The following is a 16,978-nucleotide window of genomic DNA, read 5'->3' on the forward strand; positions in this document are numbered from 1 at the left end:
GCCCTAGGCAGGTCCGAAAAGGTAGCCGAAAATCCACGCCGGGCAAATGACTGGAATTGGCCATGCCTGCGTTTCGGCTTCCTTGCCACAGGCTTCCGGGTTTACTGGAGGGGTGAAGCCCATGCTGGAAATAGCCCTGATCGAAGACCACTACGAATTCCGCGAAGCTCTGCGGGAGGAGATCGATGCCCATGAGGGGTTCTGCTGCCAGGGTGCATACGGCTCGGTGCCTGCGGCGCTGGAAGCGATAGGGCGGGAGCGGTTCCCGGACATCCTCGTTCTGGATCTCGGACTGCCCATCGTGGACGGGCTTGCGGCGCTGCCGGATCTGCGCAAGGCGATGCCACGGACGAAGATCCTGGTGCTGACGATCAGCGAGGACAGGGTGCGGGTTCTGGAGGCGCTGGCAGCGGGTGCGAATGGCTATCTTCTCAAGACCGACCCCATGGAGCGCATCATCCAGGGCATTGCCAACATCGCGCGCGGCGAGGCACCGATGAGTCCGGCCATCGCGGAGATCGTTTTGCGGACTTTCCAGAAAAGCATCACCCCGGGGCTTTCGGAAATCCTCACCACGCGCGAGCTGGAGGTGCTGCAATCCCTTTCCGAAGGGCAGCCGCGCAAGATCGTCGCCTCGGAGCTTGGGATCAGCGAGAACACGGTGAACAACCACGTACGGCACATCTACGAGAAGCTGAACGTGAACAACCTTTCCGGGGCGCTGAAGAAGGCTGCGGAAGGGGGGCTGATCTGATGCGAGGCAGGGGGAAATCGCTTCCTCGCATCGCCGGGCTTGTGCTGCTTGGCGGGGTGGTGGCGCTGTTTCTCGCCGCGACCCGGAATCCGATCTTGGGCTTTGCGGAAAGCTCGGCCTTGCACCCGTTGTTCGGGCGCATCAGCCCGGAGTTCAGGGAACTCGGCGGGCGGATCGCGGCGATCTCGAAAGAGCTTTCGGAGCTGCCCGGCATCCCGCCGCCGGCCAAGCGGGGCAGCACCGGCTACCTCAGCGATCCCGCCGCCGATGGCCCGGCACCGGCTTGGGTGGAGTTTTCGTTCCCGCAGCCGAGGGTGATCGACGCCGTATCGTGCGTGCCTGCCCAGGAGCCGCGCGACCTGCATGACAACGAGGCGCTCAGCCTGGCGACCCGGATGGATGTCGTGCTGAAATCAGGCGGGAAGGAGGTTGGGAGGTTTCCCTTCGAAGTCAAAAAATCCGACAGGCCGCTGAGGAAGACGCTTCCGTATTTCCGGGAGTTCGATCCGGTGGAGGTGGATTCCGTGAGGATCGAGGACGCGCAGGCGCCGGGCGGGCCGCTGGATTTCGCGCTCGGCGAGGTTTTCCTTTTCGATGGTCTCGATCCGGTGGTGCATGAGGCGGAGATCGCCACGAACTCAAGCCGCCGGGGAGTGGCAGGGGTGGGCATCGACTACATCAGCGATGACCAGACAGGGCTGGGACTTGCGGAGATGCCGGAGCCGCACCCATACGTCGGCTTCCGCAGCGAGCCGAAGCCGCTGGCGGATTTCCCGATCGAGATCGTGATGAAATGGGACGAGCCGCAGAGCATGGACGAGGCAAGGCTCTATCCCGTCGGGAGGCTGCTGGGTGCGAGGGACGATGCGGCGGGCTTCCCCCGTGCGGTGGTGGTGGAGGCGTGGGATGGCACGGAGTGGATGCCCTTGCTATCCAGGGAGGGGGAGGAGTTCGAGTCGCCGGGATGGAATCCTGTGGCGCTGCGCTTCGGCGAAGTGGAGACGGACCGGCTGCGCCTTACTTTTCCGGTGCTGTGGAAGGCGACGAAACGATCGGCTGCGATCCTCGCCCTGGCGGAGATCGAGCCGAGGTTGCGTGGTGTGCGGCTGCCTGCGGCGGAGCTGGCCGTCTCGAGCCCGCCGCAGGATGGGAACGCCGCGCCGAATCCGGATGGCAGCCCCCGCGCCTGGGGGCTGGCCGGGCTTTGCGATGGGATGAGCACGGACGGGAGGATCATCCCGGAACGCGAGTGGCTGGCAATGCTTGCGCGGCGTGCGGAGCTGCTCATCGCTCTCGCGCCGCTGGAGGCAAGGTTGTCGGATCTCGGGCTGGCGCTGGGCCGGCTCGTTTCGCGGATTCTCATCGGGGCGGTGCTGCTGTTTTTCGGAGGCCTGCTATGGCTGATCTTCCGCCAGCAGGTAAGGCACCGGCAGGAGATGTTGGCGGTCAGAAACCGCCTCGCGGCCGATCTGCACGACGATCTTGGCAGCAACCTCAGTGCCATCTCGATCTATGCCCAGCGGCTGAAACGGCAGATCGAATCGCCGCCGGATTGCCTCGATCCCATGCAGCGACTGATCCGCGAGAGCCTGGGCAGCCTGAAGGAAATGGTCTCCTTCACCACGCCGGGGATTTCGCGGCCCATCAGCCTGGTGGCGCGGCTGCGGGAGATCGCGGAGATCCATTGCGCGGAAACGCCGCACGATTTCAGCGTCGCGCCTGGGCTGGAGGATCTGCGGGTTTCCTCGATCCACCGCCGCTGCCTGCGGCTGTTCCTGAAAGAGGCGGTGAACAACGCCGTCCGCCACAGCGCTGCGCGTCACATTTCCTTCCATATCCGGCGGGAGGATGACCGGGAGATCTGGCTTTCCGTCGCCGACGATGGCTGCGGCCTGCCTGCCGATGTGCTGGGAAAAGAGGGTTCGCTGCCTACCCTGCGCCTTCGCGCCGAGGAAATGGATGCCCGTTTCCGCGCAGGCAACCTTCCTGGCGGCGGCTGCGAGGTGGCGGTCACGATACGGCCTGAATCGGCGCGGACGGCTTCCGCTTCCCGGGGAGGAAACCTGCGGCCATGACCAGGAGCTGCGAGCCGATGAAGGCGCTGAGCCAGAGGAAGGCGGCATCGGTGAAGCCATAGGAATGCAGGCCGATTCCGAGCATGTTGGTGCCGAACCAGGACCAGCTGGTGACGATGTTCCCGAAAACCGCCATGACCATGAGGCCGCGTTCGCGGATCATGCCGCCCCAGCGGGCGTGGAGGATCATCGCGTTCCAGATGACGATGAGCAGGGCTCCGTTTTCCTTGGGATCCCAGCCCCAGAATCGCCCCCATGACTGATCCGCCCAGATGCCGCCGAGGACGGTGCCTACGAAGCTTGCGAGGGTGGCGAAACAGATCACGCCATAGGCCATGCCGCGCAACTGGGTGGCGACGGATTCCGGGATGTTCCAGAACGGGCGGATGAGGATGTAGGAAATGCCGATGATCCCGGCAAGGAAGGTGGCGGAGTAGCCGAGGGTGATGATGACGACGTGGGTGGCGAGCCAGAAGTTCGTGTCCAGCACCGCGCGCATCATCTCCAGCGTGTCGCCGGAGAGGGAGAGGTGGTGGGCGATGATGAGGGTGGAGAATCCGGTGATGGCGGCGACGGCCGTGCCGATCGCGTTTTTGTAGAACAGCTCCAGCAGCACGCTCAGTGCGATGGCACCCCAGCCGATGAAAATGGCGGAGGAGTAGAGGTTGGTGACGGGCGGGCGGCCTTCCAACAGCATCCGCACGATCAGGCCGGCGGTGTGGATCGCGAGGCCGACGAGCAGGACGCGGAAGGCGGCGGTGCGGAGCGCATGGCCGGCACCGAGCCAGGAAAGCAGGGCGCAGAGAAACGCGAGGGTGTAGACCGCCATGCAGGTGTAGAAGGGCGCGAGGCGGTTGAACACGGTCTCGGCGTGCGCTTTTCCGAGATCGTCCGGACGGTGTGTTGCCAGCCATTCCGAGTATCCGGAAAGCGCGGTGTTGAAGGCTGCGGGGTCGCCTTTCCGCCATGCGTCGCCCATGCGGGCGAAGGCTAGCGTGGAGGGATCGAGCTCCTCCTGGCCGATGGCATCCACTGCTGCATCCGGCAGTTTCCGCCACTCGGATGCAAGCTTTCCCATGGCCGGTGGTTTGGTGAAAACCTCGGTCTGCGTGGACCACTCGGAGAGCACTTTCATCCGCGCCCCTGCCGCATCGGTCAATGCGGCGGCGAACGGTTCGCCGCGTGCGCGTTTTTGTTCCTCGCCCTTTGCCTCGCGCGCCTTTTCGACAAGCAGGGTGAGATCGGACTCAAGCCCGGCGGACTCCGGGTGGGCGATGGAGAACTTGAGCTGCTGGTAGCTCCCAAGGCTTTTCCAGAGCTGCATCATCGCCTTTTCGTAGGGGCTGCGTATTTGCGGATCCTTGGTGGCGATTCGAGAAACCTCGCCCGACATCTCGCCGAGGCGCGGCACGAGCTGGAGGAAGGAAAAAGATTTCCCGTCCTCCTGCTTCAGCTCGAACTGGCCGAGCACCTCGTCGTGGTGGATGGGAAAGATCGGGCGCTTGTCCGCCTGCTGCGGGGTGAAGGCGAGCTCCGCGAGCCAGCCTGCGGGCGATGGCGGAGGGTTTTCGCCCGGGACGCGCTGCTTGCCCTGGATGGAGAGCAGGCGGTTACGGGCCAGCGAATCGAGTGGCTGGATGCGCCCGTTGGAGACCACGGGGAGGGTCGCGAAGCCTTCCAGGTCGAAGCCATCCCCCGATGGCCGCATTGCGCGCCATGACCAAGCGGCAAGCGCCACCACGCAAAGCGCTGGGATCAGCCATGGGACGATGCGGGCAAGGGTGTTCACGGTTCGGATCTGCGGCGACGCCTGATCGCCTTGATGAGGTGCTGTGAAAAGATCCACACGAGGCCGATGCCGACCATCGCGCAGGATACGTATGGCATCGTCCATGCGGGGTTGCGGACGACCTGGAGGATGCTGGTGCTATCGTCGTTGTCGAAGCCCGCCTGATAGAAAGTCAGGCCGCCGTAGCGCAGCGGGTGGTTCATGTAGATGAGCGTCTCGCGATCCTCGCCTTCGCCGGGATTGAGCAGCCGGATGCGGCTGGAGAAATTTTTCGGGATCTGCGTGCCGAGGTAGCGCTCGTGTGTGAAGTCCAGGAGCCGGATGGAGAAGGGATGGTAAAAGCGCTTCTGGCGTATCGACATCTTCCAGGTCTTGCCGCCGGCATCGAACCGCTCAACACCCGCAAGCGCGTTCGAGAGCAGCCAGCGGCCCAGCGGGGTGCCGTCGGCGAGGCGGATCTCGACGAAGGCGGAGGAGAGGTCGCGGAGATCCATCGCCGTCTCGCGGGGTTTCTCCCGGACTGCCAGCGTTGCTCCCATGCCTTTGTCCGCACGCATGGGATCGAAGCTGCCGTCCGCCAGCCGGGCATCCTGGATCTCGCTGTTTCGGAAAAAACGCAGCACCCGCAGATCGAAACCATCGAAGGCGAAGTCAGACCCGTCCGCAAGGCGGCTGAAGGGGATCGCGTTCACCGTTTCGATCCCGTCCATATCCCGGGAAATGACCGCCAGCTCGATCTCGCGCGGGCTGGCCGAATGATTCGACGTCTGTCCCTCGTCGAGGCGCATCTGGGATTCCTCGGAGAGGAGGGCGGTGAAAAGCTCGCCGAGCAGCATCAGCACGATGCCGGTGTGGACGAGGATCATGCCCGCCTTTTCCCAGCGCAGCTTGAAGCGGCGGATGTGCGCGGCGAGCAGGTTCAGCAGCAGCAATGCGCCGAGCAGCATCCCGCCGGGAAACGGGATGGGAAAACTCTTTTCCCCCGGCACCACATCGAACCACGCGATCCATGCCCGGAAATACCTGAGCTGCACCTCGTGGATGCCCATCTGCACCTGCAGCAGGGTGGCCCAGAAAATCAGGATCATGCAGAGACCCAGCAGGAGCACGGTCAGCCGCAGCGAGCTGAAGACCGCGATGGGTGCCGCGAGCATGTTCCGGGTGCCGCTCACGGGAGTTTGGCGGAGAGGACGAAGGCCTCGAATTTTTCGCGGTTGGCGGCGACAAGCCCCGCCTCGCCCGCGAGCTTGAAGAACCATGTGGTATCGCCTTCCCTGAGGATGGCGGTGCTGATCGCGCCCCTGCGGCTCTCGTCGAAAACATTCTCCTCGCTGACGATGTGCGTTATGAGCATCTCGCCTGAGGCTCCGGAGGCCTTTTTGCCGATCGCGGGATCGTCCTCGGAGGGCAGCGCACCGAGCTTGAGCTGGGCGCGCCAGCGATTGACGTTTTCCAGGATGCTGCCGGACTCGCCGGCCAGGGGGATTACCGAGACATCGCCGTCGGGGAAGCCATCGCCCGGTATGGCGAAGCTGGCGACGCGCATCGAGCTGCCCTCGCTTTTCTTCCAGCCCTCAGGCACTTCAAGGCCTATGCCCGGCTCCCCCGCGGGGGCTTCCGGAGCTGCGGGCGCTGCTGCCGAAGCCCCGGCGGTTTTCGCGGCGAACTCGATGCTTGTAAGCATCGCCGAGAATTCCTTGCCCTTCGCCGTGATCGCAGCGGTCGGCGCGTTGAGCTTGAAGAACCATGTTTCGGCAGGCAGGGAAATGATCGCCGCCATGATGCTCTCGGCCTCGCCCTCGAGCTGGCACCATTTCACGGTGATCCCGTCCCCTTCGGTCGCCACGGTCTCCATGGAAACCTGATCGAGGGGCTCCAGCCCCACCTGCTGCCGCCAGCGGTTCACGTTCGCCGTTTCCCCGCCGGCATCGCCGGGGAGGTTTGAAACGGAGACCTTCCCACCGCCGCCGAGATCATAGAGAGCCGTCTGGAACTGCCCGGCCTGCTCCTTTTCCCAGCCATCTGGCACCGTCCACCGCAAGGCGCCGGAGGCTGCCGCAGCATCCTGGACGATGGCAGCCGCTGCAGGCTGCCCATCATCCGGCGCAACCCGGTAGGTACGGATTTTCTCCTCGGTGCAGGACAGCGAGACGAGCGTGGAAACAAGGGCGAGCGGGAAGGGGAGGTGACGCATCTTAGCCATGGCAATCAATTGGAAATGCTCCCGCGATCCATGGCATGAGTCAAGGGGCATGTCTTTTCCCGGCGGCCACACCCCTTCCTTACGCCAATGCCGGATTTCCCCTTGGCATTCCTGACGGTTCCATTTCCCAAGGGTTCCGGGTCATCGGGAGTCGTTGTCCCCGGTGGATGCCCCCTGGATTTTTATGGCTCACTTTTGTCTTGCCAAGAAGCGCCGATCCCGTAGCTTTCGCGCCCCATGCCAAGAGTTGGAGGAAAAGCAAAAACACGGAAGGCCGTCGCCAAGCGCTTCAAAGTCACTGGCACAGGGAAGATACTCCGTCGTCACCAGGGAAAACGCCACTTGCTTCAGTGCAAGAGCCGAAAGCGCAAACGCGCCCTCGGCAAGGCCGGACTGGTGTCCGACGCCGACATCAAGAATGTCAAGGAGAACCTTCCCTTCCATTGACCGCGTAGAAACGACAGCCCACGACCCCGTCCGCGTAACGGACGGACTTCACGCAGCCTGATCCGGCAAACCCGGAGACACGAACAGGTGAGACTGCGGGAGTTACGATAACGAAACGACTTGTTCACAACCACAGAATACAATGCCAAGAGCCACAAATTCGCCCGCCAGCCGCAAGCGCCGCAAGCGCGTGCTCCTGAGGGCAAAGGGCTTCCGCGGTTTCCGCTCGAAGCTCTTCCGTTACGCCAAGGACGCAGTCCGCAAGGCGCAGCAACACGAATACCGCGACCGCAAGAGGCGGAAGGGTCAGTTCCGCCGTCTCTGGACACAGCGCATCAACGCCGCCGTCCGCAACGAGGGGATGACCTACTCCCGCTTCATCGAAGGCCTCAAGGCCGCTGGCATCGAGGCCGACCGCAAGATCCTCTCGGATCTCGCGATCACCGATGCCGCAGCCTTCTCCGCCATCGTCGCACAGGCGAAGCAAGCCCTCGAAGCCAAGGCCCAGGCCTCCGCATAAACGGCAAAGCCAGCGATCCGATCCAAAGCCGCCGCGCAGCAATGCCCGGCGGCTTTTTCGTTTGTAGCTGCGGCCCCATGCCGTGCGAAATCCTCCCAGCCGATGTTCAATCTTGAATCTTCGTTGATCGGCGTTCATAAGAATGCCATGAGACCTGTAATCGTCTGCCTCCTCCTTTCCGCCGGAGCCTTCGCCACAACGATTTCCGTCGTCCCGGTCTATGAACCCATCAGTCTGCACGGCACCGATGTGGACGATATCATCTCGGACACCGGCGAGGCTCTCCAGGCAACCGTCCTTTCCCGCCCCATGGCGCTGACCGGCGCTTTCCCAGAGGTTCTCGTGGAGTCCATACGCAGCCCCCACCGGCTGCCCACCAACAACCCGAACTTCAAGGCCGAAGAGGCCAACCTCCTCGTCCTCTGCAAGGTCGGCATCGGCGCGGAAATCACGGAAGAAGGCCTCCTCGTAAGCCTGGATGTGAGCGAGCTCTCCATCCCCCCCGAAGTGGACCTGACCAGCCGACAGCTCCTCAAGCTCACCCTGGTCGCCCTCCAGCGCACGCTCGGGCATTACCAAAGTCCCCAGATGGAACCGCTCAAGGTGATCCTCGCGATCAAGGGAACGACAGAGAACAACGCCTCGCTCAAGGATCTCGAGGCCGCTTTCACGCTCCAGCCCAGTCCCTGACCAGGTTCGCCGGAAAAAAATCGCGGTTTTCGATCTTCGGGATTGGAGGATGGGTTCCCTTTGTTCAATCTCCCCCCCAGATGCCAACGCCTCAGAAAGACCCACGCCCCTTCAAACGAGCCGTCCTCAAACTCAGCGGCGAAGCCCTCCGCGAACCGGGCTCAACGGATAACATCTCCCCGGAAATCGTCCAGCGCATCGCCTCAGAGATCAAGGAAGCCGTCGAGGCAGGCCTCCAGCTCGCCATCGTTGTCGGCGGCGGGAATTTCTGGCGCGGTGCCGCCGCATCCGCGCGCGGCATGGATCGCGCCACCGCAGACTACGTGGGGATGCTCGCCACCGTGATGAACGCCCTCGCCATGGAAGGGGCTCTCTCCCACATCGGCGTCCGCTGCACGGTCATGTCCGCCATCGAGATGAAAAACGTCGCCGAGCCCTTCATCCGGCGCAAGGCCGAGCACCAGCTAGACAAGGGCACCGTCATCATTTTCGCAGCAGGCACCGGCAGCCCCTTCTTCTCCACCGACACCACCGCCGCCCTACGCGCCAGCGAGATGGGTGCAGATGTCATCCTGAAAGCCACCCAGGTGGACGGGGTTTACGATTCGGATCCCCGGAAAAACCCCGCTGCGAAACGCTTCGAGACCGTCACCTTCCAGCACTGCCTTGAGAACCGCCTCAGCGTCATGGACGCCACCGCCTTCTCCCTCTGCATGGACAACGACATCCCCATCGTCATCTTCGACCTCGGGCCGGCAGGGAACCTCTCCCATGCCCTCCGCTCCCTGCCCATCGGCACACTCGTGCACGGCGAGTGATCGAAATTTCGGCTTTTCAGCTTTTCACTATTCCGGCATTTTCCTCCCCATGTCAGATCCAGCCAAATCACTCAAGGAAACCGAAGCGAACATGCAGGCCGGCATCGAGCACCTCGTCCAGGATTTCCACGGCGTGCGCACCGGGAAAGCATCGCCCGCACTCATCGACAACCTCGATGTGTATGTCCACGCATACGGCGGCGTGCAGAAGCTGAAATCCCTGGCGGTCATCAACTCCCCGGAGCCGCGCATGCTAAACGTCCAGCCCTTCGACCCCTCCACCACCCGCGACATCGAGAAGGCCATCCGCGAGTCCAAGCTGGGCCTCAATCCCGCAGCCGCCGAGCGCTCCATCCGCGTCCCCATCCCGGAACTCTCCGAGGAACGCCGCCGTGATATGGTCAAGCTCATCAAGACCCTCGCCGAGGAAGCGAAGGTGCGCCTCCGCGGTGCGCGCAAATCCGGCATCGACGAAGCGAAGAAGATGAAGGCCGACAACATCCTCACCGAGGATACGCTCAAGGACCAGGAAAAACAGATCCAGGACCTCACCAACAAATACACAAAGCAGATCGACGAATTGGCGGCGGCCAAGGAGGAAGACCTGATGAAGATCTGACCTCCGATTCCCAAGCTCCGGTTCCCGGGCGAGGTGCCTTCGGTGCGAAACACATCCTTCGGAATTTGAGATGAAAAATTGAAAGTTTGGCTTGCGCCTCATCCGCTTCCTCGCCTAAACCTTCGCCCCGCCGCTGCTCCAGCGGCCACCCGGAAGGGGCGTTAGCTCAGTTGGTAGAGCACTTGCATGGCATGCAAGGGGTCAGCGGTTCGAATCCGCTACGCTCCACTTCACGGCGCTGCAGCCTGCTTCGCACAGATGGGCATTTTCACTTCGCAGCCGTTCTCGCGCCGTTGCCATGGGCGGCGTTCCCGGTGATTTTCTTGGCACGCGAAAAACCGGATTTTTTTTGGCCCGGCTAGACATTCAAGTTGATTTAACTATAAATGAACAAAGAAAATAAATCTCTCGTGAAAATTTTACAAAAAACTCTTGTCGGGAGGGGGATTTTCGGTCATAAGACATTCGTTCACGCTACACACCCCCCCAAAAAACATACACCCATGAAAAAGTCAGCTACACCCGGCGTGACGATTTCGATCATGCTACTCGGCATCGCTTCGCTGCCGGCACAAGTGTTCGATTCGTCAGATGTCACCAAATCCGGCGGAAACAAGCCCACCGATCTCGGATTCAACACCAAGGCACCTTTCGCGGCAGACCGCTTACTGAGCGGAGCCCACGAGGTTCCGGTTGTCACGAAAAGCGCCGCCGAACCCTCGGATGCCGCTCCGGTATTCGTCAGCCAGGACGCACTCACCCTTGGCGCTCGACGCAGCGTCACCCACAATGTGGAGAGCATCCTTGATCTTTCCGTCCTGCGTGAGACTTCCGCCTACCGATCTGCGGACCGCATCAAGATCAAGGTTTCCGATGAGGAGGCCTCCGGCATCCAGGCCGGCCTGGCCCAGTTGTCCGCAGCATACCAGAAGCCCGGACAGGACTCCGCCGATTGCGGTTCTGTCTCACTTTCCGTGGAGCAGAGGGTGAAGATGGATTCCTCCAAGGTTCTTGAAATCATCGAGTCGGAAATTTCCGCGAACCCGAATTGCGCTTGCGAGATCGTCAAAATCGCCATCAAGGCCTCCGGTGCGGATGAAAGCCTCGTCGGTGACATCACGGAAGTCGCCATCACTGCGGCGCCTGAATCAATGCGGATGATTTCCCAATGCGCCATCGCAGCCATGCCTGATGCATTGGCTTCCGTGCAAGCGGTCATCGCCAGGCTCGATCCGAATAGCGGCGATTCCTCCGCGAGCTCCAAGAGCGCGAAAAGCGGCAAGGATGCCAAAGCGGCCATCGCCTCAGTGCTGACGCCGCCAGTCGAGCCGCCGAACCCTCTCGATCTGCCGACGCCACCGTTCCTGCCGTTGCCACCACCGCCGCTACCACCTCTAGTCACCAATCCGAATCCCTGATCTGGATTATCCGGCAGATATTTGCGCCCGCCCATGCAAGACATGTGCGGGTGTTTTTGTCTTCGCCCATGGTGATTGAAAAGGTGCCGAATGTTTTCCGCTGAAATCTTGTCGAATGCGGGAAACAGGATACTGTCATACCATGAAGTTTTTAGTAACCGCGTTGCTCACAGCCGCCGCTGCCATCTCCCCGCTGCAAGCACAGGCTCCCGATCCCCAGCAGATCCTCGAAGGCGCGCGTCTTTCCGCGACACTTGTCGAGATGAAGGAAGGACTTAAGGGGAACCTCGTCCAGGGTCGCAAGAAGGTTCCCATCGTCATTTTTCTCAAGGGGAAGGACATCCAGTTCCAGTTCGAGGAAAACAGCAAATGGCGGGTCTTCCACATGCGCCTGGCAGATGACAGCTATCAGCTTTTTGAAATCATCGACGGGAAAACAAGGGATTTTCCCCGCGAGAAACTCTTGGAACCCATCGCCGGCACAGACCTGACCTACGAGGATCTCGCCCTGCGTTTCTTTTACTGGCCGAGCCCTAGGCTTGAGGGCAAGGAAAGCGTTGGCGGACAGGATTGTTACAAACTGCGCCTCGATAAGCCCAAGGGAGCCGCTGGCCGCTACGAGGCCGTCTATGTATGGGTCCATACGAAATTCGGAGCCTTCATGAAGATCCGTGGCCACAATGCCAACGGTGTGCTCGTGAAGGAGTTCCAGGTGGAGGATGTGATGAATGTTGGGAACGGAGTTTACGTTCTGGAAAAAATGCAGGTCGCCACCCACGATTCCAAAACAGGACGCCGCGCATCCATAACCGATCTGACATTCAGCAAGCCTTCCAGCGGCGCTCTCAAGGGCTTGCGCTGATCCGCAATGGCCTATTGATCTTGGGATTTGAAATTCCTGCAAAGCGGGAGAGGCACAATTCCTGCTTGTTCACAGCGCACCCATGTTCTTAATTCCCGCCCCCTTCCCATGATGAATCCGTTCTACCATTCCAGCACTCCGCTTGTCCCCGGCTCGCTCCACAGCCTGTCGAACGAACATGACAACTGCGGCATGGGCGCGATCGCCCACCTGGAAGGGAAACGCTCGTTCACTGTCCTCGACCACGCCCTTACCTCCGTCTCCTGCATGACCCACCGCGGCGCCGTGGATGCGGACATGAAAACCGGGGATGGCTCGGGCATTCTCTCCCAGATCCCCTTCCCTCTCTTCGCGAAAGCCGCGGAGAAACTCGGCACCAAGGTCGCCGACCCGGCGGACATAGCCGTTGGCGTCTTCTTTTTCCCCGAAGGAAACGAAAAGCAGACGGCCTCCATCAAGGAAATCACTGCCAAAACCATCGCCAAGCGCGGGATCTCCGCGATCGGCTGGCGCGAGGTGCCGGTCAACATCGACGCCCTCGGAAAAATCGCCCAGAAGTCCCGCCCGGACATCGAGCACCTTCTCATGCTGCGCCCCGAGGGCATGGAGAAACTGGAGTTCGAACGGAAACTCTACCTATGCCGCCGCGAGATCGAGCACGCGACCAAGGACATCCACGGCTTCTACATGCCGTCGTTTTCCAACCGCCTCATCTCCTACAAGGCGCTGGCCATGCCCGCAGCCCTGCGTGCGTTCTACGGCGATCTCACCGACCCGGATTTTGAGACCGCGATCTGCCTCTACCACCAGCGTTTCTCCACCAACACCTTCCCCGCCTGGCCCCTCGGGCAGCCCTTCCGGATGATGTGCCACAACGGCGAGATCAACACCGTCGAGGGCAACCGCAACTGGATGACCTCCCGCGAGGAGTTCTTCGAGTCCCCTGTCTGGGGTGATGAGATCGACATCGTGAAAAACCTCATCCGCCACGGTGAGTCGGATTCCGCATCGCTCGACCACTGCCTTGAGCTGCTCATCCTTTCCGGCCGCTCGCCGGAGCACGCGATGTGCATGCTCGTCCCCCCCGCCTACCGCAACGATGAGGAAATCTCCGACGAGCTCCGCGCCTTCTACCAGTACGTCCGCTCCTTCTCCGAGCCATGGGACGGCCCCGCCGGACTCGTCTTCACCGATGGCACCAAGCTCTGCGCGTCACTCGATCGCAACGGCCTGCGCCCATCCCGCTACAAGACCACTTCCGACGGATTCCTCTACATCGGTTCGGAAACGGGAGCCGTGATTTTCGACGATGCCCTCGTCACCCGCAAGGGACGCCTCGGCCCCGGCCAGATGCTTTCCGCAGACACCTCCACCGGGATCCTGAAGCACGACACCGAGATCAAGGAGGAACTTGCCCGCCAGAAGCCTTACCGCCGCTGGATCGACGAGAACCGCCTTGAGCTTCGGAAGTTCATCTCGCCCTCCGCCCACGTCCCGGAAATCGAATTCGACTCGCTCGATCTCTCGCGCCGCCAGGTCGCCAACGCAATCTCGCTGGAGGAGATCGACATGGTGTTCCCGCCCATGATCAAGGGCGCCCAGGAAGCCGTCTTCTCGATGGGCGATGACATCCCGCTTGCCATCCTCTCAAGCTACCCGCGCCTGCTCTACACCTATTTCAAGCAACGCTTCGCGCAGGTCACCAACCCGCCCATCGACCCCATCCGCGAATGGGCCGTCATGTCGCTCGCCGCCGGCCTCGGCCCGGAGCGCAACCTGCTCGATGAAAGCCCGGATCACTGCAAGTCCATCTCGCTGGACTCCGCGATCCTCTTCGAGCACCAGCTCGAGAAAATCACCCACATGGCCGAGCACGGCTACCCGTCCCATATCCTCGACTGCACCTGGGATGCCTCGTCCGGCAAGGACGGGCTCAGGGCGCGCATCGACGAGCTTTGCTCAGAGGTGGAGGAGGCGGTAGACCGGAAAATCTCCATCATCATCCTCTCGGATCGCGCCACTTCCCCGCAGCGCATCCCCATCCCGGCGCTGCTTGCCACGGGCTCCATCCACCACCACCTCAACCGCATCCGCAAGCGCTTGCGCGCCTCCCTCGTCGTGGAAACCGGCGAGGCACGAGATGTCCACCAGATCGCCTGCCTGTTCGGATTCGGGGCGACCGCCGTCGTGCCTTACCTCGGCTACGCCACCGTCCGCCAACTCGTCGCCGCAGACAAAGGCAAGGACAGGCTCGGCGATGGCATGACCCCGGAAAAGGCCATGACAAACTACCGAAAGGCGCTTGAAAAAGGCCTGCTCAAGATCATGTCTAAAATGGGGATTTCCGTCCTCAACTCCTACCAAGGCGCACAGACCTTCGAGGCCATCGGCATCGGGAACGAGGTCGTCGATTTCTCCTTCACCGGTGTCCCCTCGCAGATCGGCGGGATCTCCTTCGCGGAGATTGCCGAGGAATCCATGATCCGCCACCAGGCGGCCTACGGCGTGGAAGTGCCGGAGGGCGAAACGCTCGACCTCGGCGATCCCGGCTACAACCGCTACCGTAAATCCGGCGAGCGCCACTCCTTCACCACGGAAGTCATCAAGAATTTCCACCAATACGTGAAATCCGGCAAACCCGAGGACTACGAGGAATACGTCAGGGTCAGCCTGGAGTCGAACCCCGTGGCGATCAAGGATCTGCTTGATTTCGTGCCCTCCGCATCCGGCCCTATCCCCATCGATGAGGTGGAGCCCGTGGAGGACATCCGCCGCCGCTTCACCACCGCCGCGATGTCCCTCGGCGCTCTTTCCCCGGAGGCCCATGAAACCCTCGCCATCGCCATGAACCGCATCGGCGGGAAGTCCGATTCCGGCGAGGGCGGCGAGGATCCCGTCCGCTTCCAGCCCTACCCGAACGGCGATCACGCCCGCTCCTACATCAAGCAGATCGCATCCGGCCGCTTCGGCGTTTCCGCCCACTATCTGGTCAACGCGGACGAGCTCGAGATCAAGATGGCGCAGGGTGCAAAACCCGGCGAGGGCGGCCAGCTGCCCGGCCACAAGGTCAACGCGCTCATCGCCCGCCTCCGCAACACCCAGCCGGGCGTGCAACTCATCTCCCCGCCCCCCCACCACGACATCTACTCGATCGAGGATCTCGCCCAGCTCATCCACGACCTCAAGGAAGTGAACCCGACCGCCAGGATCACGGTGAAACTGGTGGCCGAAGCCGGGGTCGGCACGGTCGCCGCGGGAGTCGCGAAAGCTTCCGCCGACAACATACTCATCTCCGGCCACGACGGCGGCACGGGTGCCTCCCCCCTATCCTCCACCAAGCACGCCGGTTCCCCATGGGAACTCGGCCTTTCCGAGGCCCAGCAGACACTCATCATCAACAACCTCCGCGACCGCGTGATCCTCCGCACCGACGGTGGCATCAAGAACGGCCGCGATGTCGTCACCGCCGCCATCCTCGGCGCGGAGCAGTTCAACTTCGGCACCACCGCCATGATCGCCATGGGCTGCGTGTATGTCCGCAAGTGCCATCTCAATACCTGCCCGGTCGGCGTCGCCACCACCGATCCCAAGTTCCGAGCCAAGTTCAAGGGCACGCCCGAAATGGTCATCAATTATTTCAACGCCGTCGCCCACGAAGCCCGCGAGATCATGGCCAGGCTCGGCATCCGCAAGCTCGACGACCTCATCGGCCGTCCGGAATTCCTGGTCCAGCGCGAAGTCCCCACCCATCCGAAGGCGAACACCCTCGATTTCTCGCGCCTGCTCAAGGACGTCGTCCCGGCGGTTGCCGAGGCCATGGAGAAAAAGGAATCCGAGATCGCCCGCATCTGCACCAAGGGGCGCAATGACGGCATCGCCAAGATCGCCCTCGACATCGAGATCCTCAGCGACCTCGCCGCTCACGCGGGAACCGGAAAATCAGAGACACCGGAATACGGCGACGGAGCGATCACGGCTGAAATGCTCGAAGCGATCCGCGTCCTCCCGGATCGCGCACCCGCCAAGCTTGCCTACGAAGTGGTCAACACCGACCGCAACATCGGCACCCGCCTCTCCGGGCGCATCGCCCAGGTATACGGCAACCACGACCTCCCCGCAGGCACGATCCACATCACTTGCCACGGCACCGCCGGGCAATCGTTCGGCACCTTCCTCGTCAACGGCATCACCCTCGAACTCATCGGCGAGGCGAACGACTACGTCGGCAAGGGCATGGCCTCCGGCGAGATCATCCTGCGCGTCTCCCCGGGCGCGAAGTTCGAGGCCGCGAAAAACTCCATCGCCGGCAACACCTGCCTCTATGGCGCCACCGGCGGTTTCCTGTTTGCAAACGGCCGCGCCGGCGAGCGCTTCGCCGTCCGCAACTCCGGCGCCACCGCCATCGTCGAGGGCGTGGGCGACCACGGCTGCGAATACATGACCAACGGCACCGTCGCCATCCTTGGCAAGACCGGGAAAAACTTCGGAGCAGGCATGTCCGGCGGCACCGCTTTCGTCTATGACGTCGATGGGAAATTCTACTCCCGCGTCAACACCGAGATGGTCGTCGCATTGCCCATCACCCGTCCGCAGGACATCGCCGAGGTGAAAGCCCTCATCGAGCTCCACGCCGCGAAAACCGGCTCCAAGCAAGCCGCCGCCCTTCTCGCCGACTGGGAAACCACCGTCCGCAAGCTCGTCCGCGTGATCGCCAAGGAACGCGCCGACCTTGAGGCAGCCGAGGAGAAGCACGAAGCGGCATCGACCCCGAAGTGACTCGTTG

General features: G+C 62.3%; 13 protein-coding genes and 1 tRNA gene. 11 read left to right on the forward strand and 3 right to left on the reverse strand.

Annotated features, from left to right (window positions below; all coding sequences use genetic code 11):
- Positions 1-121: 121 nt before the first annotated feature.
- Together HZ994_14995 and HZ994_15000 are read left to right on the forward strand one after the other, a co-directional pair.
- Positions 122-754: a response regulator transcription factor gene (locus HZ994_14995; GenBank protein QTN33562.1), complete on the forward strand. Its 633-nt coding sequence runs from the start codon at positions 122-124 to the stop codon at positions 752-754.
- Entirely contained in the window at positions 754-2,829 is a 2,076-nt protein-coding gene (locus HZ994_15000; GenBank protein QTN33563.1) for a hypothetical protein, read from the forward strand. The genes HZ994_14995 and HZ994_15000 overlap by 1 nt, the downstream gene beginning before the upstream one ends.
- Here HZ994_15000 and ccsA read toward each other — a convergent pair.
- Genes ccsA through HZ994_15015 form a run of 3 tightly spaced genes read right to left on the reverse strand, consistent with a single transcriptional unit; the run spans position 2,765 to position 6,821 of the window.
- On the reverse strand, positions 2,765-4,618 hold the full coding sequence (gene ccsA, locus HZ994_15005) for a cytochrome c biogenesis protein CcsA (protein QTN33564.1): 1,854 nt from the start codon (positions 4,616-4,618) through the stop codon (positions 2,765-2,767). The genes HZ994_15000 and ccsA overlap by 65 nt on opposite strands.
- The gene (locus tag HZ994_15010; protein QTN33565.1) at positions 4,615-5,790 is read right to left on the reverse strand and encodes a cytochrome c biogenesis protein ResB; all 1,176 of its coding nucleotides are present in this window, start codon (positions 5,788-5,790) and stop codon (positions 4,615-4,617) included. Before HZ994_15010 ends, ccsA begins: the two co-directional genes overlap by 4 nt.
- The gene (locus HZ994_15015; protein QTN33566.1) at positions 5,787-6,821 is read right to left on the reverse strand and encodes a hypothetical protein; all 1,035 of its coding nucleotides are present in this window, start codon (positions 6,819-6,821) and stop codon (positions 5,787-5,789) included. The genes HZ994_15010 and HZ994_15015 overlap by 4 nt, the downstream gene beginning before the upstream one ends.
- Before the next feature lie 237 nt (positions 6,822-7,058).
- Here HZ994_15015 and rpmI point away from each other — a divergent pair, with 237 nt between their 5' ends.
- From rpmI to gltB, 9 genes are all read left to right on the forward strand, one after another.
- On the forward strand, positions 7,059-7,268 hold the full coding sequence (gene rpmI / locus HZ994_15020) for a 50S ribosomal protein L35 (protein ID QTN33567.1): 210 nt from the start codon (positions 7,059-7,061) through the stop codon (positions 7,266-7,268).
- A gap of 142 nt (positions 7,269-7,410) precedes the next feature.
- A complete protein-coding gene (gene rplT, locus HZ994_15025; protein QTN33568.1) occupies positions 7,411-7,788 on the forward strand; it encodes a 50S ribosomal protein L20 in 378 nt (125 codons plus the stop codon).
- A gap of 147 nt (positions 7,789-7,935) precedes the next feature.
- Entirely contained in the window at positions 7,936-8,478 is a 543-nt protein-coding gene (locus HZ994_15030) for a hypothetical protein (GenBank protein ID QTN33569.1), read from the forward strand.
- Between the two features lie 80 nt (positions 8,479-8,558).
- Positions 8,559-9,296, forward strand: coding sequence for a UMP kinase (locus tag HZ994_15035; GenBank protein QTN33570.1), 738 nt, complete (start codon positions 8,559-8,561; stop codon positions 9,294-9,296).
- Positions 9,297-9,345: 49 nt separating this feature from the next.
- On the forward strand, positions 9,346-9,915 hold the full coding sequence (frr, locus tag HZ994_15040) for a ribosome recycling factor (GenBank protein QTN33571.1): 570 nt from the start codon (positions 9,346-9,348) through the stop codon (positions 9,913-9,915).
- Between the two features lie 155 nt (positions 9,916-10,070).
- Positions 10,071-10,143 (forward strand) — tRNA-Ala (locus HZ994_15045).
- Positions 10,144-10,418: 275 nt separating this feature from the next.
- On the forward strand, positions 10,419-11,333 hold the full coding sequence (locus HZ994_15050) for a hypothetical protein (protein QTN33572.1): 915 nt from the start codon (positions 10,419-10,421) through the stop codon (positions 11,331-11,333).
- Positions 11,334-11,475: 142 nt separating this feature from the next.
- Positions 11,476-12,195 carry an outer membrane lipoprotein-sorting protein gene (locus tag HZ994_15055; GenBank protein ID QTN33573.1) on the forward strand — a complete coding sequence of 240 codons (720 nt, stop codon included), beginning with the start codon at positions 11,476-11,478 and terminating at the stop codon, positions 12,193-12,195.
- Positions 12,196-12,303: 108 nt separating this feature from the next.
- Positions 12,304-16,971 carry a glutamate synthase large subunit gene (gltB, locus tag HZ994_15060; protein QTN33574.1) on the forward strand — a complete coding sequence of 1,556 codons (4,668 nt, stop codon included), beginning with the start codon at positions 12,304-12,306 and terminating at the stop codon, positions 16,969-16,971.
- Positions 16,972-16,978: the final 7 nt, after the last annotated feature.

Source organism: Akkermansiaceae bacterium (assembly GCA_017798145.1).
Taxonomy (GTDB): domain Bacteria; phylum Verrucomicrobiota; class Verrucomicrobiia; order Verrucomicrobiales; family Akkermansiaceae; genus Luteolibacter.

What these genes read in the sequence shown, in the direction of transcription:
- HZ994_14995 (QTN33562.1), top strand. Translation starts at nt 122, where the DNA reads ATGCTGGAAATAGCCCTGATCGAAGACCACTACGAATTCCGCGAAGCT.
- gltB (QTN33574.1), top strand. Translation starts at nt 12,304, where the DNA reads ATGATGAATCCGTTCTACCATTCCAGCACTCCGCTTGTCCCCGGCTCG.
- HZ994_15050 (QTN33572.1), top strand. Translation starts at nt 10,419, where the DNA reads ATGAAAAAGTCAGCTACACCCGGCGTGACGATTTCGATCATGCTACTC.
- HZ994_15055 (QTN33573.1), top strand. Translation starts at nt 11,476, where the DNA reads ATGAAGTTTTTAGTAACCGCGTTGCTCACAGCCGCCGCTGCCATCTCC.
- rplT (QTN33568.1), top strand. Translation starts at nt 7,411, where the DNA reads ATGCCAAGAGCCACAAATTCGCCCGCCAGCCGCAAGCGCCGCAAGCGC.
- HZ994_15035 (QTN33570.1), top strand. Translation starts at nt 8,559, where the DNA reads ATGCCAACGCCTCAGAAAGACCCACGCCCCTTCAAACGAGCCGTCCTC.
- frr (QTN33571.1), top strand. Translation starts at nt 9,346, where the DNA reads ATGTCAGATCCAGCCAAATCACTCAAGGAAACCGAAGCGAACATGCAG.
- HZ994_15030 (QTN33569.1), top strand. Translation starts at nt 7,936, where the DNA reads ATGAGACCTGTAATCGTCTGCCTCCTCCTTTCCGCCGGAGCCTTCGCC.
- rpmI (QTN33567.1), top strand. Translation starts at nt 7,059, where the DNA reads ATGCCAAGAGTTGGAGGAAAAGCAAAAACACGGAAGGCCGTCGCCAAG.
- HZ994_15015 (QTN33566.1), bottom strand. Translation starts at nt 6,821, where the DNA reads ATGGCTAAGATGCGTCACCTCCCCTTCCCGCTCGCCCTTGTTTCCACG.
- HZ994_15000 (QTN33563.1), top strand. Translation starts at nt 754, where the DNA reads ATGCGAGGCAGGGGGAAATCGCTTCCTCGCATCGCCGGGCTTGTGCTG.